32 protein-coding genes are annotated in these 21,764 nt (G+C 51.3%); 28 read left to right on the top strand and 4 right to left on the bottom strand.

Going from position 1 to position 21,764, the window contains the following annotated elements:
- Nucleotides 1–63 precede the first annotated feature (63 nt).
- The 10 genes from D9738_RS06005 (at nucleotide 64) to D9738_RS05960 (ending at nucleotide 7,638) form a co-directional block, all read left to right on the top strand.
- On the top strand, nucleotides 64–297 hold the full coding sequence (locus D9738_RS06005; RefSeq protein ID WP_032209919.1) for a DUF2732 family protein: 234 nt from the start codon (nucleotides 64–66) through the stop codon (nucleotides 295–297).
- Nucleotides 297–524: a TraR/DksA family transcriptional regulator gene (locus D9738_RS06000; protein WP_000752613.1), complete on the top strand. Its 228-nt coding sequence runs from the start codon at nucleotides 297–299 to the stop codon at nucleotides 522–524. Before D9738_RS06005 ends, D9738_RS06000 begins: the two co-directional genes overlap by 1 nt.
- Entirely contained in the window at nucleotides 521–823 is a 303-nt protein-coding gene (locus D9738_RS05995; protein WP_000196280.1) for a DUF3850 domain-containing protein, read from the top strand. The genes D9738_RS06000 and D9738_RS05995 overlap by 4 nt, the downstream gene beginning before the upstream one ends.
- Nucleotides 820–1,677 (top strand): DNA adenine methylase, encoded by an 858-nt coding sequence (locus D9738_RS05990; protein ID WP_130259743.1) that lies wholly within the window; start codon nucleotides 820–822, stop codon nucleotides 1,675–1,677. Before D9738_RS05995 ends, D9738_RS05990 begins: the two co-directional genes overlap by 4 nt.
- A complete protein-coding gene (locus D9738_RS05985) occupies nucleotides 1,674–4,088 on the top strand; it encodes a replication endonuclease (RefSeq protein WP_130259742.1) in 2,415 nt (804 codons plus the stop codon). The genes D9738_RS05990 and D9738_RS05985 overlap by 4 nt, the downstream gene beginning before the upstream one ends.
- A 153-nt stretch (nucleotides 4,089–4,241) precedes the next feature.
- Nucleotides 4,242–4,430 carry a hypothetical protein gene (locus tag D9738_RS05980; RefSeq protein ID WP_001154431.1) on the top strand — a complete coding sequence of 63 codons (189 nt, stop codon included), beginning with the start codon at nucleotides 4,242–4,244 and terminating at the stop codon, nucleotides 4,428–4,430.
- A gap of 10 nt (nucleotides 4,431–4,440) precedes the next feature.
- Nucleotides 4,441–4,674: a DinI-like family protein gene (locus D9738_RS05975; protein ID WP_001217575.1), complete on the top strand. Its 234-nt coding sequence runs from the start codon at nucleotides 4,441–4,443 to the stop codon at nucleotides 4,672–4,674.
- A 270-nt stretch (nucleotides 4,675–4,944) separates the two neighbouring features.
- Nucleotides 4,945–5,160 carry a hypothetical protein gene (locus D9738_RS05970; RefSeq protein ID WP_000094764.1) on the top strand — a complete coding sequence of 72 codons (216 nt, stop codon included), beginning with the start codon at nucleotides 4,945–4,947 and terminating at the stop codon, nucleotides 5,158–5,160.
- Nucleotides 5,160–6,002 carry a hypothetical protein gene (locus D9738_RS05965; RefSeq protein WP_024220380.1) on the top strand — a complete coding sequence of 281 codons (843 nt, stop codon included), beginning with the start codon at nucleotides 5,160–5,162 and terminating at the stop codon, nucleotides 6,000–6,002. The genes D9738_RS05970 and D9738_RS05965 overlap by 1 nt, the downstream gene beginning before the upstream one ends.
- Nucleotides 6,003–6,342: 340 nt before the next feature.
- Nucleotides 6,343–7,638 (top strand): hypothetical protein, encoded by a 1,296-nt coding sequence (locus D9738_RS05960; protein WP_024220381.1) that lies wholly within the window; start codon nucleotides 6,343–6,345, stop codon nucleotides 7,636–7,638.
- Between the two features lie 157 nt (nucleotides 7,639–7,795).
- Here D9738_RS05960 and D9738_RS05955 read toward each other — a convergent pair whose 3' ends face one another.
- Both D9738_RS05955 and D9738_RS05950 read right to left on the bottom strand, forming a co-directional pair.
- Nucleotides 7,796–8,863 carry a phage portal protein gene (locus D9738_RS05955; protein ID WP_061358318.1) on the bottom strand — a complete coding sequence of 356 codons (1,068 nt, stop codon included), beginning with the start codon at nucleotides 8,861–8,863 and terminating at the stop codon, nucleotides 7,796–7,798.
- Nucleotides 8,863–10,629 (bottom strand): terminase ATPase subunit family protein, encoded by a 1,767-nt coding sequence (locus tag D9738_RS05950; protein ID WP_001098431.1) that lies wholly within the window; start codon nucleotides 10,627–10,629, stop codon nucleotides 8,863–8,865. The genes D9738_RS05955 and D9738_RS05950 overlap by 1 nt, the downstream gene beginning before the upstream one ends.
- 142 nt (nucleotides 10,630–10,771) lie before the next feature.
- Here D9738_RS05950 and D9738_RS05945 point away from each other — a divergent pair, with 142 nt between their 5' ends.
- The 18 genes from D9738_RS05945 to D9738_RS05860 all read left to right on the top strand — a co-directional run bounded on the left by D9738_RS05945 (nucleotide 10,772) and on the right by D9738_RS05860 (nucleotide 21,263).
- Nucleotides 10,772–11,605: a GPO family capsid scaffolding protein gene (locus tag D9738_RS05945; protein ID WP_047669567.1), complete on the top strand. Its 834-nt coding sequence runs from the start codon at nucleotides 10,772–10,774 to the stop codon at nucleotides 11,603–11,605.
- 16 nt (nucleotides 11,606–11,621) lie between these two features.
- Nucleotides 11,622–12,680 (top strand): phage major capsid protein, P2 family, encoded by a 1,059-nt coding sequence (locus D9738_RS05940; protein ID WP_050010546.1) that lies wholly within the window; start codon nucleotides 11,622–11,624, stop codon nucleotides 12,678–12,680.
- A 3-nt stretch (nucleotides 12,681–12,683) separates the two neighbouring features.
- Entirely contained in the window at nucleotides 12,684–13,334 is a 651-nt protein-coding gene (locus D9738_RS05935) for a terminase endonuclease subunit (protein ID WP_024238782.1), read from the top strand.
- Nucleotides 13,335–13,429: 95 nt separating this feature from the next.
- The gene (locus tag D9738_RS05930) at nucleotides 13,430–13,894 is read left to right on the top strand and encodes a head completion/stabilization protein (protein WP_000673523.1); all 465 of its coding nucleotides are present in this window, start codon (nucleotides 13,430–13,432) and stop codon (nucleotides 13,892–13,894) included.
- Nucleotides 13,894–14,097: a tail protein X gene (locus tag D9738_RS05925; protein ID WP_000868192.1), complete on the top strand. Its 204-nt coding sequence runs from the start codon at nucleotides 13,894–13,896 to the stop codon at nucleotides 14,095–14,097. Before D9738_RS05930 ends, D9738_RS05925 begins: the two co-directional genes overlap by 1 nt.
- A gap of 3 nt (nucleotides 14,098–14,100) precedes the next feature.
- Complete coding sequence (locus D9738_RS05920; RefSeq protein WP_000171568.1) at nucleotides 14,101–14,316, top strand: HP1 family phage holin; 216 nt, start codon at nucleotides 14,101–14,103, stop codon at nucleotides 14,314–14,316.
- The gene (locus D9738_RS05915) at nucleotides 14,297–14,809 is read left to right on the top strand and encodes a lysozyme (RefSeq protein WP_024238780.1); all 513 of its coding nucleotides are present in this window, start codon (nucleotides 14,297–14,299) and stop codon (nucleotides 14,807–14,809) included. Before D9738_RS05920 ends, D9738_RS05915 begins: the two co-directional genes overlap by 20 nt.
- 1 nt (nucleotide 14,810) lies before the next feature.
- Nucleotides 14,811–15,188 (top strand): DNZ54_00345 family protein, encoded by a 378-nt coding sequence (locus tag D9738_RS05910; protein WP_049066388.1) that lies wholly within the window; start codon nucleotides 14,811–14,813, stop codon nucleotides 15,186–15,188.
- Nucleotides 15,185–15,613 carry an Rz-like lysis system protein LysB gene (gene lysB / locus D9738_RS05905; RefSeq protein WP_001513113.1) on the top strand — a complete coding sequence of 143 codons (429 nt, stop codon included), beginning with the start codon at nucleotides 15,185–15,187 and terminating at the stop codon, nucleotides 15,611–15,613. The genes D9738_RS05910 and lysB overlap by 4 nt, the downstream gene beginning before the upstream one ends.
- The gene (gene lysC / locus D9738_RS25040; protein WP_224732563.1) at nucleotides 15,498–15,746 is read left to right on the top strand and encodes an Rz1-like lysis system protein LysC; all 249 of its coding nucleotides are present in this window, start codon (nucleotides 15,498–15,500) and stop codon (nucleotides 15,744–15,746) included. The genes lysB and lysC overlap by 116 nt, the downstream gene beginning before the upstream one ends.
- A complete protein-coding gene (locus D9738_RS05895) occupies nucleotides 15,709–16,140 on the top strand; it encodes a phage tail protein (protein ID WP_001039937.1) in 432 nt (143 codons plus the stop codon). The genes lysC and D9738_RS05895 overlap by 38 nt, the downstream gene beginning before the upstream one ends.
- Nucleotides 16,133–16,579: a phage virion morphogenesis protein gene (locus D9738_RS05890; RefSeq protein WP_000829119.1), complete on the top strand. Its 447-nt coding sequence runs from the start codon at nucleotides 16,133–16,135 to the stop codon at nucleotides 16,577–16,579. The genes D9738_RS05895 and D9738_RS05890 overlap by 8 nt, the downstream gene beginning before the upstream one ends.
- Before the next feature lie 68 nt (nucleotides 16,580–16,647).
- Nucleotides 16,648–17,226 (top strand): phage baseplate assembly protein V, encoded by a 579-nt coding sequence (locus D9738_RS05885; protein WP_000993775.1) that lies wholly within the window; start codon nucleotides 16,648–16,650, stop codon nucleotides 17,224–17,226.
- On the top strand, nucleotides 17,223–17,582 hold the full coding sequence (locus D9738_RS05880) for a GPW/gp25 family protein (RefSeq protein WP_053285599.1): 360 nt from the start codon (nucleotides 17,223–17,225) through the stop codon (nucleotides 17,580–17,582). The genes D9738_RS05885 and D9738_RS05880 overlap by 4 nt, the downstream gene beginning before the upstream one ends.
- A complete protein-coding gene (locus D9738_RS05875; RefSeq protein WP_053285598.1) occupies nucleotides 17,569–18,477 on the top strand; it encodes a baseplate assembly protein in 909 nt (302 codons plus the stop codon). The genes D9738_RS05880 and D9738_RS05875 overlap by 14 nt, the downstream gene beginning before the upstream one ends.
- Entirely contained in the window at nucleotides 18,470–19,075 is a 606-nt protein-coding gene (locus D9738_RS05870) for a phage tail protein I (protein WP_001086824.1), read from the top strand. The genes D9738_RS05875 and D9738_RS05870 overlap by 8 nt, the downstream gene beginning before the upstream one ends.
- Complete coding sequence (locus D9738_RS05865) at nucleotides 19,072–20,658, top strand: phage tail protein (RefSeq protein ID WP_097432672.1); 1,587 nt, start codon at nucleotides 19,072–19,074, stop codon at nucleotides 20,656–20,658. The genes D9738_RS05870 and D9738_RS05865 overlap by 4 nt, the downstream gene beginning before the upstream one ends.
- A complete protein-coding gene (locus tag D9738_RS05860) occupies nucleotides 20,658–21,263 on the top strand; it encodes a tail fiber assembly protein (RefSeq protein ID WP_049143284.1) in 606 nt (201 codons plus the stop codon). Before D9738_RS05865 ends, D9738_RS05860 begins: the two co-directional genes overlap by 1 nt.
- On the opposite strand, the gene D9738_RS25035 is transcribed toward D9738_RS05860, so the two are convergent.
- A complete protein-coding gene (locus tag D9738_RS25035) occupies nucleotides 21,232–21,429 on the bottom strand; it encodes a hypothetical protein (protein WP_001440573.1) in 198 nt (65 codons plus the stop codon). The genes D9738_RS05860 and D9738_RS25035 overlap by 32 nt on opposite strands.
- On the bottom strand, nucleotides 21,416–21,764 hold a 349-nt coding region (locus D9738_RS05850; protein WP_240780577.1), incomplete at its 5' end, for a hypothetical protein. The genes D9738_RS25035 and D9738_RS05850, both read right to left, overlap by 14 nt.

Raw genomic sequence — 21,764 nt, 5'->3', positions numbered from 1 at the left:
TTAATGAAAATCATGGCGTAAACCCGCCGGGCATCCCTTTATCTAAATTCAGGAGAATTGATTATGCGTAATATTGAAACCCTCACGACTAAAACCGGACCGGACGACGCAGGGCTTAATATTTTACTGACAGAGGCTCGTCTGGAAGAACGCCGGGCAAGGGCTGAAGCAATGGCTGCTCGCCTTGATAGCCTGGCGTGTCATATCACATCCAGCCAGCTAAACCACGTCGAAGCGGCAGAACTGCTGCGTGTAACTGCTGAAGCAATCCAGAACGAAGCGCAGGAGATCCACTAATGGCTGATGCAATGGATCTCGTACAGCAGCGCGTTGAAGAAGAACGCCAGCGCCATATTCGTGCTGCCCGTGCCAAAACACCGGGCGTGTCTCGTGTGCTTTGCATTGAGTGTGAAGCGCCAATTCCGCCAGCACGACGCCGCGCCATTCCGGGAGTGCAGCTTTGCATTACCTGCCAGGAAATCGCAGAGCTGAAAGGCAAACATTACAACGGAGGTGCTGTATGACAAGGGCAGTGCGTATCCATCAATTAAAAATTGCACCTAAGTATTTCAACGCTGTGGTTGCAGGTCAAAAGACGGCTGAACTTCGTAAAGACGATCGTGGCTATAAAGTTGGTGATGTTCTTTCTCTTTGCGAATGGAAGCATGGCGTATTTACGGGTAGGGAATGGGCCGCTGTTATCTCTCATGTGCTTCCGGTTAATGACGTCATGGCAGTTTCAGAACAATGGGTGATGCTATCAATTCGCCCATTAACCCCATTAGAAGCTTTAGGATATGTTATTGCAGGAGGTGCTGTATGAGCACCATCCTGAAATGGGCGGGTAATAAAACTGCCATTATGTCCGAACTGAAAAAACATCTTCCTGCTGGCCCGCGACTGGTTGAACCTTTCGCGGGTTCCTGTGCTGTGATGATGGAGACGGATTACCCCAGCTATCTTGTTGCGGATATTAATCCTGATTTAATCAACCTCTATAAAAAGGTTGCTGCTGATTGCGAGGCGTTTATATCTCGTGCCAGAGCTTTATTTGAGGAAGCAAACAGGGAGGTGGCTTATTACAACATAAGGCAGGAGTTTAATTACTCCACTGAAATTACTGATTTCATGAAAGCGGTATATTTCCTGTATCTCAATCGTCATGGTTACCGTGGGTTATGTCGCTATAACAAGAGTGGGCATTTCAACATCCCCTACGGTAATTATAAAAATCCGTATTTCCCTGAAAAAGAAATTCGCGCATTTGCAGAGAAAGCCCTGCGGGCAACCTTTATCTGCGCGAGTTTTGATGAAACGCTGGCGATGCTGCAGGTGGGAGATGTGGTGTATTGCGATCCGCCTTATGACGGCACGTTTTCCGGTTATCACACTGACGGCTTCACTGAAGATGACCAGTATCACCTGGCATCCGTTCTTGAACATCGATCATCTGAAGGTCATCCGGTCATTGTTTCTAACAGTGACACATCCCTAATTCGTTCGCTGTATCGCAATTTCACTCACCACTACATCAAGGCAAAACGCAGCATCGGCGTGTCGGCTGGCGAGAGTAAATCTGCAACAGAAATCATTGCTGTTTCCGGGCCGCGCTGCTGGGTGGGATTTGATCCTTCGCGTGGCGTGGATAGTTCTGCTGTGTACGAGGTGCGTGTATGAGTCATGACGATATGAGCAACTCTAGCGGCTTTAACGAGGCCGCTGCATCATTTTCATGGAACGGCCCGAAAAAGGCCATTAACCCTTATCTGGACCCGGCGGAAGTTGCGCCGGAGTCTGCACTTTCAAACCTGATCACTCTGTACGCTGCCGATAACGAGCAGGCACAACTGCGCCGCGAGGCACTGAGTGAGCAGGTCTGGGAGCGTTATTTCTTTAATGAATCCCGTGATCCTGTCCAGCGCGAAATGGAGCAGGATAAGCTCATTAGCCGGGCAAAGCTGGCGCATGAGCAGCAGCGTTTTAACCCGGACATGGTCATTCTGGCGGACGTCAACGCCCAGCCTTCCCATATCAGCAAGCCGCTGATGCAACGTATCGAATACTTCAGCAGCCTGGGCAGGCCAAAGGCTTATTCCCGCTATTTGCGTGAGACGATTAAGCCATGTCTGGAGCGACTGGATTGTGTACGCGACAGTCAGCTATCCGTTTCTTTCCGTTTTATGGCAAGCCATCAAGGGCTTGAGGGCCTGCTGATCCTGCCTGAAATGAGTCAGGATCAGGTAAAACGCCTGTCCACTCTGGTAGCAGCGCATATGAGCATGTGTCTTGAGGCCGCTTGTGGTGATTTGTACGCCACCGATGACGTTAAGCCAGAAGAAATCCGCAAGACATGGGAAAAGGTGGCAGCGGAAACCCTGCGTCTGGATGTTATCCCGCCTGCATTTGAGAAACTTCGTCGGAAAAGAAACCGCCGCAAACCTGTGCCCTATGAACTCATACCGGGTTCGCTGGCACGTATGCTTTGCGCCGACTGGTGGTATCGAAAATTGTGGAAGATGCGTTGCGAATGGCGGGAAGAGCAGTTGCGTGCTGCCTGTCTGGTCAGCAAAAAAGCATCCCCCTATGTTAGCTATGAAGCAGTGACACATAAACGTGAGCAGCGCCGCAAGTCGCTGGAGTTTTTCCGTTCTCATGAACTGGTGAACGAAGACGGAGACACGCTGGATATGGAGGATGTGGTAAACGCCAGCAGCAGCAACCCGGCGCATCGCCGCAATGAGATGATGGCCTGTGTTAAAGGTCTGGAGCTTATCGCGGAAATGCGTGGTGACTGCGCCGTTTTTTACACTATCACCTGTCCGTCACGTTTCCATTCCACGCTCAACAACGGCAGACCCAACCCGACCTGGACAAATGCGACGGTAAGACAAAGCAGCGATTATCTGGTCGGCATGTTTGCTGCATTTCGTAAGGCTATGCACAAAGCCGGGTTGCGCTGGTATGGCGTGCGGGTGGCTGAGCCGCACCATGACGGTACTGTGCACTGGCATCTCATGTGTTTCATGCGCAAAAAAGACCGCCGCGCCATTACTGCATTGTTGCGTAAGTTTGCTATCCGTGAAGACCGCGAGGAACTGGGCAATAACACGGGTCCACGCTTTAAGTCTGAGCTGATAAACCCGCGCAAAGGAACGCCGACAAGCTACATCGCGAAATACATCAGTAAGAACATTGACGGACGTGGTCTGGCTGGCGAGATCAGCAAGGAAACGGGTAAATCCCTGCGTGATAACGCCGAATACGTTAATGCCTGGGCGTCTCTGCATCGTGTTCAGCAGTTCCGCTTCTTTGGTATTCCGGGGCGTCAGGCGTACCGTGAACTTCGCTTGCTGGCTGGTCAGGCGGCAAGGCAACAGGGTGACAAAAAAGCAAGTACGCCGGTACTGGATGACCCGCGCCTTGATGCCATCCTGGCTGCCGCTGATGCTGGCTGTTTTGCCACCTACATCATGAAGCAGGGCGGCGTACTGGTTCCCCGCAAATATCACCTTATCAGAACAGCTTATGAAATTAACGAAGAGCCGACCGCTTATGGCGATCACGGTATTCGTATTTATGGCATCTGGTCACCCATTGTACAGGGCAAGATCTGCACTCATGCAATGAAATGGAAAATGGTTCGTAAGGCCGTTGACGTTCAGGAGGCGGCAGCCGACCAGGGCGCTTGCGCCCCTTGGACTCGTGGCAATAACTGTCCCCTTGCTGAAAATTTGTACCAACAAGGGAAAGACAAATCAGCTGATGGAGATACCAGAACGGATATCACCCGCATGGATGACAAGGAGTTGCACGATTACCTGCACAGTATGAGCAAAAAAGAGCGCCGGGAACTGGCTGCAAGGTTACGCCTGGTGAAACCGAAACGGCGTAAAGACTACAAACAGCGAATTACAGACCATCAGCGACAGCAGCTCGTCTATGAACTGGAGTCCAGAGGATTTAATGGCAGCGAGAAAGAGGTCGATTTACTCCTTCGCGGCGGCAGTATTCCGTCAGGAGCAGGCCTGCGTATCTTCTATCGGAACCAGCGTTTGCAGGAAGATGATAAGTGGCGAAACCTGTATTAATTACGCGGGTTAACAATTCGTGCTCTTAATAATACCAGGCATATCAGGCTGATGAACGTAAAAAAACGTTTTACATCAGTAAGATTATTATATACTGTAAATATAAACAGTGGTTATGTGTACAGTATTGCTTGTGGTGTCATAGGAGGAAAGATGCAGGACTATTTTTTGGAGTCTTTGAAGCTCCAGCGCATTGATTTTTTTCTTAAGCTTGTAGCGGCTAGTGAGTGTAGTGATGAAGAGAAGGGGCTGGCTTTGCAGTGGGTTTCTGAACTGACAGATGAACTCATGGCAAAAATCAGAAGCCACGAATACAACCGCTCAATGGATGTCATCAGCTGAGGGGACTTTTATGCGCATTGAAATAATGATCGATAAAGAGCAGAAGATTAGCCAGTCTACCCTGGACGCCCTTGAATCCGAGCTTTACCGCAATCTGCGCCCCCTGTATCCCAAAACGGTAATTCGTATCCGTAAAGGTAGCTCTAACGGTGTGGAACTGACCGGACTGCAACTGGACGAAGAAAGGAAGCAAGTGATGAAAATTATGCAGAAGGTGTGGGAAGACGACAGCTGGCTGCATTAAGAAACGTTGCTGGCGTCTGAACTTGCTTCTGGCGTCAGCAAGGTTGAACAACGAGCTGTGCGAGGCGTTAGTGTCAATTTGTTACCTTAACCACGATATATGCCAGGAAATTAACAGTTCTTAAGAAACCGCTTGCATGATCGAGCGCATTGAACTTAAGTTTAAGTAACGAAATCAACAGATGATATTGTTGTCTAAATTTTAAAGATAATCTGTTGAGGTTGTAGGCGTCGGAGTGTAGACTTCCGCGCCATGTAAAAAGGGGGAGTTATGTCAAGCATCGCCGCATTTAGCCTGGGTAACCCAGTTGAACGTCTGGCAAGGGTTCTTAAAGAGAACCAGGACAAACTCAATCTTAGTAAAGATGGTTTTGTGTCCGTAGACTTGTCTAACAAAAGAGCAATGGATGCCATCAAGGCACAGATGGATAAGCTTGAAGGCATCAAAACGAGCACTGTAAAAGAGAAAACTAATAGAACCAGATAATGGCAACATTACTTTTAGCAGTGATTTTGGTTAGTGGTTTTATTTATGTAAACCTATCACTTTCAACAAGATACCGATATAAGCGTTCCAACGGCTGGGACGCTTATTTTTTTGTGGCTGCCTGGGGTATCGTTTTTTTTCTCCTTGGCGGTTTTTTCACCTTTATTTTGAACGTCAGCGGAGGGTTTCGTTGGCTGGCTAATGCCTTGAATCTAACACCTGACAGTTTTAATGGCATGTTGTCTTCATCGAAAGACAAACTTCAAAGAATAAATGAAATCAAACAGATAGCATGGGTTATGATTTCAATTGTCCTCGCTGCGATTTCAGGTTTTGGAAATAAGTTACGCACATCACGTGGAGATCGTCGCTGGGATGCCTTAGCTAAAGCTGTGGGTAATAACGCTTTCGAATCATTACTCATGGAAGCGTCCGCAAGACAGTTTCCGATCATAGCAACTCTGTCGTCTCGCAAAATCTATGTTGGTCTTGTTACTTGTCCGGCGTTAGAAAACGGGCTTTCAGAGCACCTTGAACTTCTCCCGATGTTAAGCGGATATCGGGATAAAGATGATCTAACGATTAGTATCACGACTAACTATCACCAACATTATCTTGATAGTGGTGTGATAAGTGGAATGTCTCGGCTTAATATCGAAGATTTCCGTGTGCTCATACCAAAAGATGAGGTTGAAACAATTTCGTTTTTTGATACTGAGACATATAACAAATTTAAAGAAAATGAAGCCAGGGATAGAAAGAGCTGTCGAAAGATTGGTAGTAAAAGTGCATCTTCGCGCAGCAAGCGTGCAGCAGATGCTGAGTCAAATGATCGTGCATGACTATGCTGCATGAGATCGCATGATCGTTTGAGGATCGTTTTTGCTAAGGCCCGCCAGAACTGGCGGGCTTTTGCGTAGATCATGCACCTGCATGAAAACTACTACATAAAGCGGGCAGGCGTGGCGGGGATACGAGCGCGCGCTGCTATATTGCGTAGAGCCTTTACGTAAGCATTAGTAATGTTGACTCAGATAGAAAACGAATCGAACATTGAACGCTATTAAATGAATAAATGTGTGAAAGAAGAAACTACTATCAATTGCGTTCTCCTGTGTGAAAAGGTTAAAATTTAAAAAATTAAAATTTCATCCTGACAGATTAATTTAAAAGGGCATTCATATGAATGAAGAATTTCAAAAAACGATTAACTCATTATATAGCTTAAAAAAAGCTGTTGAAAAAGTGGCTACTGACGAAACTAACCTTTCGGATGTGAAAGGTGTTAAAGCTCCTGCTTTATATCCTGTTGATTTTCTAGATATGATTGGTTTTATAATAAGAAAAATAGAAAAATATGGTGAAGTGGAATTAACGGATGATGAGATTTCTGAACTGAGTTTTTTACCGATTAGAATTGATAATATTAAAGAAAATATAGTTCCACATCTCTTTGGAAATAACTCGTCTGATGCTATTTCATCATTTGTTGAAACTATTGCGTTTATTACTCAGTATTTAGATGACATTTTCTCTTTAGAACGACTGGATAATGCTAATCTTCTGCCGAGAAATATGACAAGAAAAATAAAAAGCATGGAGGCTAGGTTAAATAAAGCAGCCCCTGATATAGAATCATTGGAAAATAAGATAAATAAAATAAATGATGCTCATGTTGCGGCTGAAAACATTCCTATCGATTTGGAGGAATTACGCTCTTATAATAAAGAAGCTATGGAGTTAAAAGAAAAGATTAATAAATCAATGTTTAATCTTAGTGTCTTAGAAGAAAAAGGACGTGATATTTTAGATAAAATGACACAACAAAATGTCGAAGCAGCAAAATATCTAGAAATGTGTGAGCAGGCTATTAGAGCATCGACATCTAAAGGTTTAGCCGGTGCTTTTGAAATCAAGGCTAATAAATTAAATAATAGTATCCAACTATGGGTTTTGGGATTGGCAAGTGCACTGGCGACGGGGGGGTACGTGGGTTTTGAAAGGCTCAAGGTTTTATCTGATGTGCTAAACAATGCAAATCCAAATGCAGTAGTTATTGTTACTCAGTTACTTCTTTCAGTGTTCAGTATAGGAGCTCCGTTATGGTTTGCATGGCTCTCTACAAAACAAATAAATCAAAGATTTAAATTGGCAGAGGATTATGCTTTTAAGGCTTCAGTAGCGAAGGCTTACGAAGGCTATCGAAATGAAGCAAGTAAGGTATCTAATGGAGAATTTGAAAGGCGTTTATTTGATTCGGCATTGAGTCGTCTCGAAGAAGCACCTTTGCGCTTTGTGAAGGATGATGACCATGCAACCCCTTGGAATGAGTTGTTAAATTCAAAAGCATTCAATAAGTTCCTTGACGCTTCTGTTGAAAATGTGAATTTTGTTAAAGGGATTATTAGCAAGAAAACAGGTGGGGCGAGAATGGCTAGTAATGATTCAGCTATTATTCCAGAAAAAAAAGTTGAATGACAGAAGGATAATAATTAAGGGATGTCAGTCAACATGGTAATTTCTTGGTGTTGATTGTTTTATTTATCAAAAACATTTTAAGTTAGTCTGATCTTCGCGTTCGGTAGGATCAGACTACTAAATTAACGATATGATTTCATTGATTACGAATGGTTAATTAAGTTGTAGGGATAGTAATCGAAAGATTACTATCTTCAATACCTAGTTTATAAGGCTCAAACATAATTACTTTTTCTCCAAGCCACTCGTTAAGCTCTGTCATTCGTTTTTGTAGCGGGGTCAACTCATTGCGCACAAAGACTTTACTAGCTTTACCTGCATCTCCAAAACCGCCGATGTTCTGGGGAATTATCCCCATCATTTGCGGCGGTACGCGGTGTGCCGCCATCATGTCATCCCGACTCACGTTTTTGATGTTCAAAAACTCATCCTTCGCCGCCACCTCTGACAACGGGATGATCTGAAGCCCGTCCTTTTTGCCGTTAGGCGAGTACATAAACAGGTTGCGGAAGTTGCCAGGGCCTTTGGCGCTTTTCATCGCATTGCGGAGGTTGTTCACATCCTCCTGGTTCTGCGCGGCATCGGTCATGTACATGATGAAGCCTGCATGACTGCCGTTAATGTAATACTTCCGGCGGAACAGCGTGGCGGACTCGTTGAGCAGGGCTGACGGAATGGCAGAAAGATAACCGGGCAGGCCGTAGATCTCCTGGTTGATGTCCGGTTCCATCAGATGAAAGATGCTGCCTTTCGTGAACTGATATGGCTGCGTGGTCATACCGTATTGCACAAACCAGTAGGTATCCAGGTCTAACCCGCGTCGGGTGTATTTTGCCAGGGCAGGTTCAAGGGCGATAACTTCACCGAAGCGGTTCGTGCGTTTCTCCAGGTAGGCGTTACCAAATACCAGATAGTCCTGCACAAAACGTGAAAAAGCCTGCTGGCTGAGCAGCGGGTGAGGGATGTAGGTACTGGTCAGAATGTTGCATTTTACTGCAATCGGGGAGCTGTGATGCACGGCAGCGCGGAAGGTGCGTGCCAGTCCGTCAAAACTGACGGGTGGCTCATACCAGCGATCCGTCTGTACGCATTCCACATAGTCCAGCAGTTCGCGGCGGTCCAGTACAGGAATGGGATCACCAAAGCTGAAAGCTTCGGCTGAAGTTTGATTTTTATGCTGGCTCTGTTTCGTCGCCGCAGCGCGGTTTTTCTTACTCTTTCCCATCAAAAAATCTCCACAATATTGCTGGTATTGGCGGACTCGCCCTGCAGCGGTTCGTTAAACAGTGCGTGCATTGTTGCCCAGGCCAGATCGGCGTGGCTGGCTTCTTCGCTGCGGCTGGCTTCATAGGTCGGGCGGTTGCCGCTGGCGGTGGTGGCGCGACGGATAGCCATGAATGACTGCGCAATGTCGGTGTGCCCGGCGTCAAACTCCAGACGGCGGTGGCTGATAATGTCGTAGGCCTTGAGTACCAGGGCGTTTTTAACGTTGGGGTTGTAGACAAACTCCCGGACGGCAGGAAAAAACGCTTTCACGTTCTCGTAAACCCCGTGACCAACGCCGGTTGAGTCGATACCGATATAGGTCACGTTGTACTGTTCGGTCAGTTTTTTGATGGCGTCAGCCTGGGCGCGGAAGTCCATCCCGCGCCACTGGTGACGCTCAAGAATGCGGAACTTACCACCCGGCACGGCTGGCGGTGCCACCACCACGCATCCGGCGCTGTCGCCGTTTTGCGTGCCTTTTGCCGGGTCATAACCGATCCACACTTCGCGCCAGCCAAACGGGCGCAGCGCCAGTGCATGAAAGTCGGTCCAGACTTCCCAACTGTCCACCATGCACGCCTGCAGCTCGCTGAGCGGAAACACGGACGCGAGATCGTCCACAAACTCGCACATCAGCAGGTTCTGGTATTCGTCCGGGCTGTACTCCATGCGTAGCTGGTCGAGGTCGAACAGGTTACAGCCGCCGCGCACCGCATCTTCCACGGTGACTATCTGGCGGTATTGCCCGTCTGCGCACAGCAGGCCGGGGGCCAGATTGCTGTGGGACAGGTCGATGTCCACCTTATCGGCTTTGTTGCGCCCACGGTTGAACAGCGCACCGGACCAGAACGGATAAGCACTGTGTGTCAGACTGGATGGCGTGGAAAAATAGGTTTGTCGCCATTTTTTGTGAATAGCCATACCGGAAGCCACTTTGCGCAGCTCCTGGAATTTTGGTATCCAGAAATATTCATCCAGATACAGGTTGCCGTGATAACTCTGGGCCGTGCGGGCATTGGTGCCGAGGAAATACAGTGTGGCCCCGTTGGGAAGCACCATCGGATCGCCTTTCAGCTCCACCTCTACTTCTTTGGCAAAGTCGATGATGTACTGTTTGAATACGTGGGCCTGTGCCTTACTGGCAGAAAGGAAAATCTGGTTACGTCCGGTCAGCAGGGCGTCAATCAGGGCTTCACGGGCAAAATAGAAGGTCGCGCCGATCTGGCGTGACTTCAGCAGGTTGCGGATGCGGTTGGTTTTTCCGGCTTCCCACCAGTGGCGCTGGTAGTTGAACATGGAGGAATGGAAGATTTCTTCCAGCTTCTCAATCTGTTCATCGGTGAAAACATTCTTTTCCGGCTGACGGCGTGGGCCTTTGTTGCGGTTGGCGACGTTAGGGTTTAAGTCGGCTTCGTTGCCACCATTGTTAAACTTGCCGATCCGCGCGTGGCGTTCCGACTGGCGCGCCAGCAGGTCAATCTCTTTGAAATCTTTCCCTTCTTTGTGCTCCTTCATAATGAGCTGGCAATAGCGTGCGGCGGTGGTGAGCTGCATCTGATCCAGCGGCCCATAATCACCCCACTTGTCGCGTTTTTTCCAGCTGTGAACAGTTGCAACTTTCTCGCCCAGCATTTCAGCAATGCGGGCTACGCGGTATCCCTGAAAGTACAGCAGCATGGCCTGCCGACGGGGATCGAGATCTGCGGGTGTCAGTGTGGTGTTCATGGCACAAACCTACAGCCTTGAATGAAGGCTTTCCCCGCCTGCGGTTTGTGTGGTTGTCGGTACAAATACCGCGCATTGTTTCACTGCCCCCATCACCGCAACCATAAGGCTCCAGTAAGTTTTTTCTAACGGAGCACGGCTCATGACAGTGAAAGCAAAGCGTTTTCGCATCGGGGTGGAAGGTGCCACTACCGACGGACGCGAAATCCAGCGTGAATGGTTGGAACAGATGGCAGCCAGCTACAACCCGGCGGTGTATACCGCGCTGATTAACCTTGAGCACATCAAGTCTTATCTGCCGGACAGCACCTTTAACCGCTACGGCAAGGTGACGGCGCTGTTTGCTGAAGAAATCACGGAAGGTCCGCTGGCAGGCAAGATGGCGCTGTATGCCGACGTTGAGCCAACGGAGTCCCTGGTGGAACTGGTGAAAAAAGGCCAGAAATTATTCACCTCTATGGAAGTCAGCCCGAAGTTCGCTGATACGGGCAAAGCCTACCTGGTTGGCCTGGCTGCCACTGATGATCCTGCCAGTCTGGGTACGGAAATGCTGACATTCAGCGCCAGTGCAGCCCATAACCCGCTGGCAAACCGCAAGCAGAATCCCGCCAATCTTTTTACCGCTGCAGAGGAAACGGTGATCGAACTGGAAGAAGTCCAGGATGACAAACCGTCCCTGTTTGCCCGCGTCACGGCGTTGTTTACCAAAAAAGAGCAGTCCGATGACGCCCGGTTCGCTGATGTGCATAAGGCCGTGGAGCTGGTCGCCACTGAGCAGCAGAACCTGAGCGCACGCACCGAAAAATCCCTGTCTGAGCAGGAAGAACGCCTGTCTGAACTGGAGACTGCTCTGCAGGAGCAGCAAACCGCCTTTAACGAACTGGTGAATAAGTTGAGTCATGAAGACAGCCGCCAGGACTACCGCCAGCGTGCAACAGGCGGTAACGCCCCCGCTGACACTCTGACCAATTGCTGATGGAGCACAAAACCTGATGAAGAAGAATACCCGCTTTGCTTTTAACGCTTACCTGCAGCAGCTGGCGCGTCTGAACGGTGTGGCAGTTGAAGAACTGTCCAGCAAGTTCACCGTGGAGCCGTCTGTACAGCAGACGCTGGAAGACCAGATCCAGCAGTCTGCCGCTTTCCTGACGCTGATTAACGTCACGCCAGTGACTGAGCAGTCCGGTCAGCTGCTGGGGTTGGGTGTTGGTAGCACCATTGCCGGAACCACTGACACCACCGCGAAAGAGCGTGAACCTGTCGATCCTACGCTGATGGTCGATGTGGAATACAAATGCGAGCAGACCAACTTTGACACGGTACTGACCTACGCGAAGCTGGACCTGTGGGCGAAGTTTCAGGATTTCCAGGTGCGTATCCGTGACGCCATCGTGAAACGTCAGGCACTGGACCGCATCATGATCGGCTTTAACGGCGTGAAGCGTGCGAAAACCTCCAACCGTAGCGAAAACCCGCTGCTGCAGGATGTGAACAAAGGCTGGCTGCAGAAAATCCGTGAGGATGCACCGGATCATGTCATGGGCAGCACCACCACGGGCGGTGAAACCACACCGGGCGCGGTGAAAGTCGGGAAAGGTGGCGAATATGCCAACCTGGACGCCGTGGTGATGGATGCCGTCAATGAGCTTATCGACGTGGTCTACCAGGACGATGACGATCTGGTGGTGATTTGCGGCCGTGAACTGCTGTCTGACAAGTATTTCCCGCTGGTCAACAAAGAGCAGGAAAACAGTGAAAAACTGGCTGCCGATATGATCATCAGTCAGAAGCGCATGGGGGGCCTGCAGGCCGTGCGTGCGCCGTTTTTCCCGCCGAATGCGCTGCTGATCACCCGTCTGGACAACCTGTCCATCTACTGGCAGGAAGACACCCGCCGCCGTTCAGTTATCGACAACCCGAAACGTGACCGGATTGAAAACTTTGAATCCGTTAACGAAGCCTATGTGGTTGAGGACTACCGCTGCGCAGCACTGGTGGAAAACATCCAGATTGGCGACTTCAGCGCCGTCGCAGTAGAAACCGGAGCGTAATCCATGAGCCTGAGTCCCGCACGGCAGCATCGCCTGCGCGTTCAGGCTGAACAGGCCGCCCGCGAGGGCGGCAGCGTTCGCCACGCGTCGGGCTATGACCTGATGCTGCTGCAACTGGCGGAAGACCGCCGCCGTCTCAAGGGCGTTCAGTCCACGGTCAAAAAAGCGGAAATCAAGGTGGAGCTGCTGCCGAAGTACGCCGCCTGGGCTGAGGGTGTACTGGCTGCCGGAGGCGCTCAACAGGATGACGTGCTGATGTACGTGATGCTGTGGCGCATTGATGCCGGAGATTATGCCGGGGCGCTGGAGATCGGGCGTCATGCCCTGCGTCATGGCTGGGTGATGCCGCTGGGTAACCGCAACGTGCAGACCGTGCTGGCAGAGGAAATGGCAGACGCTGCGCAGAGCGCAATGCTTGCCACTACCGGCTTTGATGCCGATCTGTTGCTGCAGACGCTGGAGCTGACAGACGGTCTGGATATGCCGGACCAGTCACGGGCGCGTCTGCATAAAGCGATTGGCACTGTCCTGAGTGAAAGTAATCCGGCTTCCGCCCTTAATCATCTCAACCATGCGTTACAGCTCGATCCCCGCTGTGGCGTGAAAAAAGACAAACAGCAGCTGGAGCGCAGATTGCGCAATGACAGTCGCTGACAGAACGTGCCCCCGCGCACGGGCGGCACGGGGTGGCGAAAGGCACCGCCACATCAAAACCTCGTCCACCGCCCTCTATTTCAGGAGAAAGCAGCATGAAGTTTGTTGCGCCAGAACAGGCACCGGAACAGGCGGAAATCATCAGAAATACGCCGTTCTGGCCTGATGTGGACCTGTCGGAGTTTCGCAGCGTGATGCGCACTGACGGCACGGTGACGCAGCCGCGTTTAAAGCAGGTTGCCCTGTCGGCAATTTCGGAGGTCAACGCAGAGCTGTATGAGTTTCGCAGACGCCAGCAGATGCTGGGGTATGCCTCGCTGGCAGAAGTTCCGGCGGAACAGCTGGACGGCAAAAGTGAGCGCATTCAGCACTATTTCAACGCGGTTTACTGCTGGGCACGCGCCATGCTCAATGAGCGTTATCAGGACTATGACGCCACAGCGTCTGGTGTGAAGCGAGGCGAGGAACTGGCGGAAGCAAGCGGTGATTTGTGGCGTGACGCCCGCTGGGCCATCAGCCGGGTGCAGGATGCGCCGCACTGCACAGTGGAGCTTATCTGATGAAAGTGCGTGCGTATCAGTATGACACGGTGGACGCGCTTTGCTGGCGTCATTACGGGCGCACGCAGGGTGTCACGGAGCAGGTACTGAAGGCAAATCCGGGGCTTGCCGAATACGGCCCCTTTTTACCTCACGGGCTGCAGGTGGAGCTGCCGGACATACCGACAACCACCACCGTGCAGACCGTCCAGCTATGGGACTGAATTATGACGCTTGAGCGAATCAGCGCCTTTATCACGTACTGCATCGCCGTTGTCCTGGCCTGGCTGGGCGATTTGTCCATCAAGGATGCCTCAACGCTGGGCGGCCTGATGATTGGTGTGCTGATGCTGGCTATCAACTGGTACTACAAACACAAAGCCTACCAGCTTCTGCGCGACGGGCAGATCTCGCGGGAGGACTATGAATCCATCAATCGTTAAACGCTGCCTTGTCGGGACCGTGCTGGCTATTGCTGCCACGCTGCCGGGTTTTCAGCAGCTTCACACCTCCGTGGAGGGGCTGAAACTGATTGCCGATTACGAAGGCTGTCGTCTGCAGCCGTATCAGTGCAGCGCGGGTGTATGGACTGACGGCATTGGTAATACATCTGGCGTCATTCCCGGCAAAACCATTACGGAACGACAGGCAGCAGAAGGGCTTATCTCCAACGTGCTGCGTGTGGAGCGGTCACTGGAAAGGTGTGTGAAGCAACAGCCACCGCAGAAAGTGTATGACGCGGTGGTGTCATTTGCCTTCAACGTGGGGACAGGTAATGCCTGCAGCTCCACGCTGGTGAAATTACTCAATCAGCGGCGCTGGGCGGATGCGTGCCGACAGTTGCCGCGCTGGGTTTATGTGAAAGGTGTGTTTAATCAGGGGCTGGATAACCGCCGTGCGCGGGAGATGGCCTGGTGCTTACAGGGAGCAAACTGAAATGAAAAAGAAATTAATCAGCGGGCTGTTTCTGATGTTATGGATGGCGCTGTTAATCGAAGCAATGGTGTATCCGCAGGGGATTTTTCCGGTACTGGCAGCGTCCGGCGTTTGGGTAGCCTGTTTGCTGACATGGGCGGTAATTCCGGTAGCACTGGCTGCGTTAATTAAGAATGGCCCGCTCTGGCAGGAGTTGAGGGCATCTTTGCTGAAGACAATTACCCGAAAAGAAAACGTATTTATCAGCTGGATGATGCGATTGCTGATTGTCGTCAGTCTCGCCTGGACGGGGTGGGCTATTACCCTGGTCTTTTATCTACTGACCGTTATTGCCTTCTGGATCACCCGTAATCAGATGGCTCAACAGGTAGCAGCATGAACCGGTTGCTGCTGGTTGTGCTGGCGTTATTACTGGCGGCGCTGGGCTGGCAGACGTGGCGGCTGGCTGATGCCAGCCAGACCATCAGCACGCAGGCAGACGAGCTGCAGAGCAAAAGCCAGGCACTGGCAAAGAGCAACAGCCAGCTTATCAGCCTGTCCATTCTGACTGAAACCAATAACCGGGAGCAGGCGCGGCTCTATGCCGAAGCAGAACAGACCAGCGCGCTGCTGAGACAACGACAACACCGGATCGAGGAACTGAAACGTGAGAACGAGGATTTACGTCGCTGGGCTGATACTCCTTTGCCTGCTGACATTATCCGGCTGCGGGAACGTCCGGCACTCACCGGAGGTACGGCTTACCGTCAGTGGTTGTCCGCGAGTGACGCCGTGTCGGCTGGATCAGGCAACGCCGCGCACTAATGGTGATCTGAACGCGTTGCTGGATGAAACGGAGGCTGCCTGGGCGGTCTGTGCAGACAAAGTGGACATGATTATTGCGTGTCAGGAGCGAAACAGTGAACAAACCACAATCCCTGCGCCACGCCCTCAATAAAGCGGTGCCTTATGTCCGCAATAACCCGGACAAACTGCATCTGTTTGTGGATAACGGTTCGCTGGTTGCCACGGGGGCCAGCTCCATGTCGTGGGAGTACCGTTACACCCTGAACGCGGTGATTGAGGATTTCAGCGGCGACCAGAATCTGCTGATGGCCCCGGTTTTGCTGTGGCTGAGGGATAACCAGCCCGATGCCATCAATAACCCGGCGTTACGGGAAAAACTATTCACCTTTGAGGTGGATATTCTGCGCAACGATGTCTGTGATATCAGCCTGAACCTGCAACTGACGGAGCGTGTGCTGGTCAGCACTGACGGCAGTGTGTCGAGCGTTGAAGCTGTAGCGGAACCTGATGAACCTGAAGAAATGTGGACGGTGAAACGTGGCTGAACTGCAGAAAGTGGACGACTGGCTGAGTGCCTTGCTGGCGAATCTGGAACCAGCCGCAAGAAGCCGCATGATGCGCCAGCTGGCGCAGGAACTGCGCCGGACACAGCAGCAGAATATCAGAATGCAGCGCAATCCAGATGGCAGCAGTTATGAACCTCGACGGGTAACAGCACGCAGTAAAAAGGGGCGCATCAAACGTCAGATGTTTGCAAAGCTGCGCACCACAAAATACCTGAAAACTGCCGCCAGCGCCGACTCTGCCAGCGTACAGTTTGAAGGCAAGGTGCAGCGTATTGCCCGTGTTCACCATTACGGCCTGCGTGATCGCGTCAGTCGCAAAGGACCGGAGGTCCGTTACGCAGAGCGCCGCCTGCTGGGTGTAAATGATGATGTTGAGGCAATGACCCGCGACATGATTCTGCAATGGCTGGCGGGGTGATCTTTGTATCAGCACTGATACAAGTTGCAGCACTGCCGCCTTTCTTCCCCTGATGGCAACCTTTCCCTATGAACGCACAATTAACCGAAATCATGCGCCTTATCACCAACCTGATTCGCACAGGGGTAGTCACCGAAGTGGACAGGGAAAACTGGCTTTGCCGGGTGAAAACGGGCGAGCTTGAAACCAACTGGATTAGCTGGCTGACGCTGCGTGCCGGGAATGCCCGCACATGGTGGCGACCATCGGAAGGTGAGCAGGTGGTGCTGCTGAGTCTGGGCGGCAATCTGGAAACCGCCTTTGCGCTGCCCGCTGTCTATTCGAATCAGTTCGCACCACCGTCGACGTCGGCGGACGCCTGCGTGACAGAACATCCTGACGGTGGCTGGTTTGAATACGAACCCGCCACCGGGCGCTGGTATGTCAGGGGCATCAAATCAATGGTCATTGAGGCCGCTGACAACATCACCATGAAAACCAGTGAGTTTGTACTGGAGGCTGACCGCACGCGCATTAACAGCGAAGTGGTGATCAATGGTGGCGTTACCCAGGGCGGCGGAGCGATGAGTTCTAACGGGATCGTGGTTGATGCGCATCAGCATACTGGCGTCCTGAAAGGCGGCGATACAACCGGAGGCCCGGTATGACGCTTTATAGCGGGATGAACAATACCAGCGGTAAAGCCATTACTGATATTGACCATCTGCGTCAGTCGGTGCGGGACATTCTACTGACACCGCAGGGTAGCCGCATTGCCCGTCGTGAATATGGTTCCCTGCTGTCGACACTGATAGACCAGCCACAAAATCCGGCATTACGCCTGCAGGTCATGTCGGCAGTGTATGTGGCGCTGAGTCGCTGGGAGCCACGGCTGACGCTGGATTCCATCACCATTAAAAGCAATTTTGACGGTTCAATGGTGGTGGGGCTGACCGGGCGGCGTAATAACGGTGTGCCTGTTTCCCTTTCCGTATCAACAGGAGCAGAGAATGGCAGTGATTGACCTTTCGCAGTTGCCTGCGCCGCAGATTGTGGATGTGCCGGACTTTGAGACGCTGCTTGCCGAACGCAAGGCAGAATTTGTGGCGCTTCATCCGAAAGATGAGCAGGAAGCAGTAATGCGTACGCTGGAGCTTGAATCTGAACCCGTCACCAAATTGCTGCAGGAGAACGCTTACCGTGAGTTGCTTCTGCGCCAGCGCATTAACGAAGCCGCGCAGGCTGTGATGGTGGCTTACGCGATGGGCGGCGATCTTGACCAGCTCGCTGCCAACTACAACGTGACACGCCTGACGGTGACGCCTGCTGATAATGATGCTGTGCCGCCCGTTGCAGCTGTGATGGAAAGCGATGAAGCGTTACGCCTGCGTGTGCCTGCAGCCTTTGAAGGGCTTTCTGTTGCGGGGCCAACTGCAGCTTATGAATTTCATGCCCGAAGCGCCGACGGTCGGGTGGCGGATGCCAGTGCAACCAGCCCGGCACCTGCAGAGGTGGTACTGACTGTCCTGAGTCGTGAAGGCGACGGAACAGCAGAAAAAGACTTGCTGGATGTGGTGGAGAAAGCCCTGAACAGTGAGAACGTCCGCCCGGTGGCTGACCGTCTGACGGTTCGCAGCGCAGAAATCATCCCGTACCGTGTGGAAGCTACCATTTTTCTTTATCCGGGACCGGAAGCAGAGCCGGTAATGGCAGCGGCAAAAGTCAGCCTGCAGAGGTACATCGCCAGTCAGACGCGGCTGGGTCGGGATATTCGCCGTAGCGCCATTTTTGCCGCCCTGCATGTTGAGGGTGTGCAGCGTGTGGAACTGGCTTCTCCGCTGGCGGATGTGGTCCTGAACAAAACACAGGCGGCATCATGTACGCAGTGGAGCGTAACCAACGGAGGAACGGATGAATAGTCTGCTGCCACCGGGTTCAACGCCACTGGAGCGCCGACTGGCACAAACCTGCAGCGGGATTTCTGATTTGCAGGTGCCGCTACGTGACTTGTGGAATCCGGCGACCTGTCCGGTCAGTTTCCTGCCTTATCTCGCCTGGGCGTTCTCTGTGGATCGCTGGGACGAGGGCTGGACAGAAAGCGTCAAGCGCCAGGTGGTGAAGGATGCTTTTTATATTCATCAGCATAAAGGAACCACCAGTGCCGTGCGGCGGGTGGTGGAGCCGTTCGGCTTCCTGATCCGCATTATTGAGTGGTGGCAGACCGGAGAAACACCGGGCACGTTTCGCCTGGATATCGGCGTGCAGGACCAGGGCATCACTGAAGATACCTATCTGGAACTTGAGCGACTGATAAGCGATGCCAAACCATGTAGCCGTCACATGATCGGCATGTCTATCAATCTGCAGACCAGCGGCCCGCATTGGGTGGGAGCCGCCAGCTATCTTGGCGAAGAAATCACGATCTATCCGTATATCAACGAAACAATTATTTCCGGCGGCACCGCGCATGAAGGCGGGGCGGTCCATGTTATTGACACAATGAGAGTGAATCCATGAGCACAAAATTTTATACCCTGCTGACGGATATTGGCGCGGCGAAACTTGCCAGCGCCGCCGCGCTCGGTGTGCCTTTAAAAATTACCCATATGGCAGTCGGCGATGGCGGCGGAATATTGCCAACGCCGGACGCAAAGCAGACAGCACTGGTAAATGAGAAACGCCGGGCTGCGCTGAATATGCTCTATATCGACCCGCAGAACAGCAGCCAGATTATTGCCGAACAGGTGATCCCTGAAAATGAGGGCGGTTGGTGGATCCGTGAAGTGGGCCTGTTTGATGAGTCCGGGGCATTGATTGCCGTGGGTAACTGCCCGGAAAGCTATAAGCCGCAACTGGCTGAAGGCAGCGGGCGTACCCAGACCGTGCGCATGGTGCTGATTACCAGCAGCACGGACAATATCACCCTGAAAATCGACCCTGCCGTCGTGCTGGCAACCCGCAAGTATGTGGATGACAAGGTACTGGAGCTGAAGGTGTACGTGGATGACCTGATGGCAAAACATCTTATCGCACAGGACCCACATTCACAGTACGCGCCAAAAGCCAGCCCGACATTTAGCGGAACCCCCAAAGCGCCAACGCCAGCGGCGGGGAATAATACCACGCAGGTTGCGACCACTGCGTTTGTACAGGCGGCACTGACGGCCCTTATTAATGGTGCGCCAGCCACGCTGGACACGTTGAAAGAAATAGCCGCAGCCATTAACAATGATCCGAATTTCAGTACCACCATTAACAATGCGCTGGCACTGAAAGCACCGTTGTCGAGTCCGGCACTCACCGGAACGCCAACAGCCCCCACGGCGGCGCAGTCGGTCAACAATACACAGATTGCCACTACGGCTTTTGTGAAATCGGCGATTGCAGGAATGGTGGGTTCTGCACCTGCTGCACTGGATACACTGAACGAACTGGCGGCGGCACTGGGAAATGATCCGAACTTTGCCACGACAATGCTTAATGCGCTGGCAGGTAAACAACCGCTGGACAATACGCTTACCAATTTGAGTGGAAAGGATGTGGCTGGTCTTCTCGCATACCTTGGTTTGGGAGAAGGCTCAGCATTACCTGTTGGGGTGCCTGTTCCGTGGCCTTCAGCCACTCCGCCAACAGGCTGGCTGAAATGCAATGGTGCGGCTTTTTCTGCTGAAGAATACCCGGAACTGGCAAAGGCTTACCCGACAAATAAATTGCCTGATTTACGCGGTGAATTTATTCGTGGATGGGATGATGGGCGCGGGGTGGATGCGGGGCGAGCCTTGTTAAGTCTTCAGGATGACTCTTTTGAAGCTCACAGACATGAGTCCTTTTTTTACGCGGGTATTTCACGCAATGAAACACCATTAAAAAATCTTCCAAGTTCAGACGAGATGCTGACTTTAAGTTCCACAACTAATGCCTTGTCCCCGGACAGTATTGATGCCACCAATTCGTTAATTGGTAATGATGATTACAACTGTCTGATTGAAGGAAATAAAAATAACAAACGAACGGCAACGGGGTTGAGTACCAGTATTGTCGGTGCAGCAGAGACACGCCCACGTAATATTTCATTTAATTACATTGTGAGGGCTGCATGATGTATAACGCTATCTTAAATAATAAATTTATTGCCACAAAGGCAGGAGAGATTACCGTTTATAACTATGACAGTGAGACACGGGAGTATATTTCTGCATCAATTGAATATCTTGCTGTGGGTGTCGGTATCCCCGCATATTCCTGTTTAGATGCTCCTGGCACACATAAGGCTGGTTATGCAATCTGCCGTTCTGCAGATTTTAACTCATGGGAATATGTGCCAGACCATCGCGGTGAAATCGTCTTTAGCACCGAAACAGGAGAATCAAAAGAAATCACAGCTCCGGGTGATTACCCTGATAATACAACCACTATCGCCCCGTTAACACCATACGATAAATGGGATGGTGAGAAATGGGTGACGGATACCGAGGCACAGCATAGCGCCGCAGTAGATGCAGCAGAAGCACAACGCCAGTCGCTGATTGATACTGCAATGGCTTCCATCAGTCTGATTCAACTGAAATTACAGGCCGGACGGAATCTGACGCAGGCAGAAACCAGCCGACTTAACACGGTGCTGGATTACATTGACGCGGTGACGGCAACAGATACCAGCACCGCGCCTGATATTATTTGGCCTGTATTCCCTGAGACTGATTAACCTCAATTAGTATTGGTTCGCCTTTCTCATTAATTGTTAGCTCCATGCCCTGAGGAATTTCTGTCATAGTAAAAAACCAATTGTCCTCCGGTAATTCAATAGCCCCGGTCACGTCATGAAGACCGGGGATTACTTCAGTCAAAGTAACTGGATTAAACAGGCGCACAATAAACCCTCCAGGAAAAAGCATTTGATGATGGTCTGCCGTCGTACATCTGGCAGCGGGCATAAAAGCCGGTATTTGTTACCTGATCATCCACGATCATTGAAACGTGAACATTATTAGGTGTGCTCTCGTAATCCGTTCTTATTCTTTCCGCGATACTGATAAAACGTGAAAGTTTAGGCAGTGCAATTGGGTAAACAACTTTAGCCAGTCCATTATCATTAGATCCACCGGTTCCAAATACTTCTATTGCACCATCTGACCAGCGTATCCATGCACCATTGGCATTAGCTCCTCGCTGAATGACATATCTGGCTTCTCCCAAACCAACGTTT

Source organism: Escherichia sp. E10V5 (genome assembly GCF_004212315.1).
Classification (GTDB): Bacteria; Pseudomonadota; Gammaproteobacteria; order Enterobacterales; family Enterobacteriaceae; genus Escherichia.
The sequence above is the reverse complement of the archived record's forward strand: the minus strand, read 5'-3'. Positions and strand labels throughout refer to the sequence as shown.

Bases quoted from the DNA above. Each gene is read 5' to 3' on its own strand.
- D9738_RS05930 (WP_000673523.1), top strand. From the start codon at position 13,430: ATGAAGTTTGTTGCGCCAGAACAGGCACCGGAACAGGCGGAAATCATC.
- D9738_RS06005 (WP_032209919.1), top strand. From the start codon at position 64: ATGCGTAATATTGAAACCCTCACGACTAAAACCGGACCGGACGACGCA.
- D9738_RS05995 (WP_000196280.1), top strand. From the start codon at position 521: ATGACAAGGGCAGTGCGTATCCATCAATTAAAAATTGCACCTAAGTAT.
- D9738_RS05870 (WP_001086824.1), top strand. From the start codon at position 18,470: ATGAATAGTCTGCTGCCACCGGGTTCAACGCCACTGGAGCGCCGACTG.
- D9738_RS05865 (WP_097432672.1), top strand. From the start codon at position 19,072: ATGAGCACAAAATTTTATACCCTGCTGACGGATATTGGCGCGGCGAAA.
- D9738_RS05950 (WP_001098431.1), bottom strand. From the start codon at position 10,629: ATGAACACCACACTGACACCCGCAGATCTCGATCCCCGTCGGCAGGCC.
- D9738_RS05910 (WP_049066388.1), top strand. From the start codon at position 14,811: ATGAAAAAGAAATTAATCAGCGGGCTGTTTCTGATGTTATGGATGGCG.
- D9738_RS05880 (WP_053285599.1), top strand. From the start codon at position 17,223: ATGACGCTTTATAGCGGGATGAACAATACCAGCGGTAAAGCCATTACT.
- D9738_RS05945 (WP_047669567.1), top strand. From the start codon at position 10,772: ATGACAGTGAAAGCAAAGCGTTTTCGCATCGGGGTGGAAGGTGCCACT.
- D9738_RS05975 (WP_001217575.1), top strand. From the start codon at position 4,441: ATGCGCATTGAAATAATGATCGATAAAGAGCAGAAGATTAGCCAGTCT.
- D9738_RS05985 (WP_130259742.1), top strand. From the start codon at position 1,674: ATGAGTCATGACGATATGAGCAACTCTAGCGGCTTTAACGAGGCCGCT.
- D9738_RS05955 (WP_061358318.1), bottom strand. From the start codon at position 8,863: ATGGGAAAGAGTAAGAAAAACCGCGCTGCGGCGACGAAACAGAGCCAG.
- D9738_RS05980 (WP_001154431.1), top strand. From the start codon at position 4,242: ATGCAGGACTATTTTTTGGAGTCTTTGAAGCTCCAGCGCATTGATTTT.
- D9738_RS05875 (WP_053285598.1), top strand. From the start codon at position 17,569: ATGGCAGTGATTGACCTTTCGCAGTTGCCTGCGCCGCAGATTGTGGAT.
- D9738_RS05940 (WP_050010546.1), top strand. From the start codon at position 11,622: ATGAAGAAGAATACCCGCTTTGCTTTTAACGCTTACCTGCAGCAGCTG.
- D9738_RS05965 (WP_024220380.1), top strand. From the start codon at position 5,160: ATGGCAACATTACTTTTAGCAGTGATTTTGGTTAGTGGTTTTATTTAT.
- D9738_RS05960 (WP_024220381.1), top strand. From the start codon at position 6,343: ATGAATGAAGAATTTCAAAAAACGATTAACTCATTATATAGCTTAAAA.
- D9738_RS05935 (WP_024238782.1), top strand. From the start codon at position 12,684: ATGAGCCTGAGTCCCGCACGGCAGCATCGCCTGCGCGTTCAGGCTGAA.
- D9738_RS05925 (WP_000868192.1), top strand. From the start codon at position 13,894: ATGAAAGTGCGTGCGTATCAGTATGACACGGTGGACGCGCTTTGCTGG.
- D9738_RS05915 (WP_024238780.1), top strand. From the start codon at position 14,297: ATGAATCCATCAATCGTTAAACGCTGCCTTGTCGGGACCGTGCTGGCT.
- D9738_RS06000 (WP_000752613.1), top strand. From the start codon at position 297: ATGGCTGATGCAATGGATCTCGTACAGCAGCGCGTTGAAGAAGAACGC.
- D9738_RS05885 (WP_000993775.1), top strand. From the start codon at position 16,648: ATGAACGCACAATTAACCGAAATCATGCGCCTTATCACCAACCTGATT.
- lysB (WP_001513113.1), top strand. From the start codon at position 15,185: ATGAACCGGTTGCTGCTGGTTGTGCTGGCGTTATTACTGGCGGCGCTG.
- D9738_RS05970 (WP_000094764.1), top strand. From the start codon at position 4,945: ATGTCAAGCATCGCCGCATTTAGCCTGGGTAACCCAGTTGAACGTCTG.
- D9738_RS05990 (WP_130259743.1), top strand. From the start codon at position 820: ATGAGCACCATCCTGAAATGGGCGGGTAATAAAACTGCCATTATGTCC.
- D9738_RS05920 (WP_000171568.1), top strand. From the start codon at position 14,101: ATGACGCTTGAGCGAATCAGCGCCTTTATCACGTACTGCATCGCCGTT.
- D9738_RS05860 (WP_049143284.1), top strand. From the start codon at position 20,658: ATGTATAACGCTATCTTAAATAATAAATTTATTGCCACAAAGGCAGGA.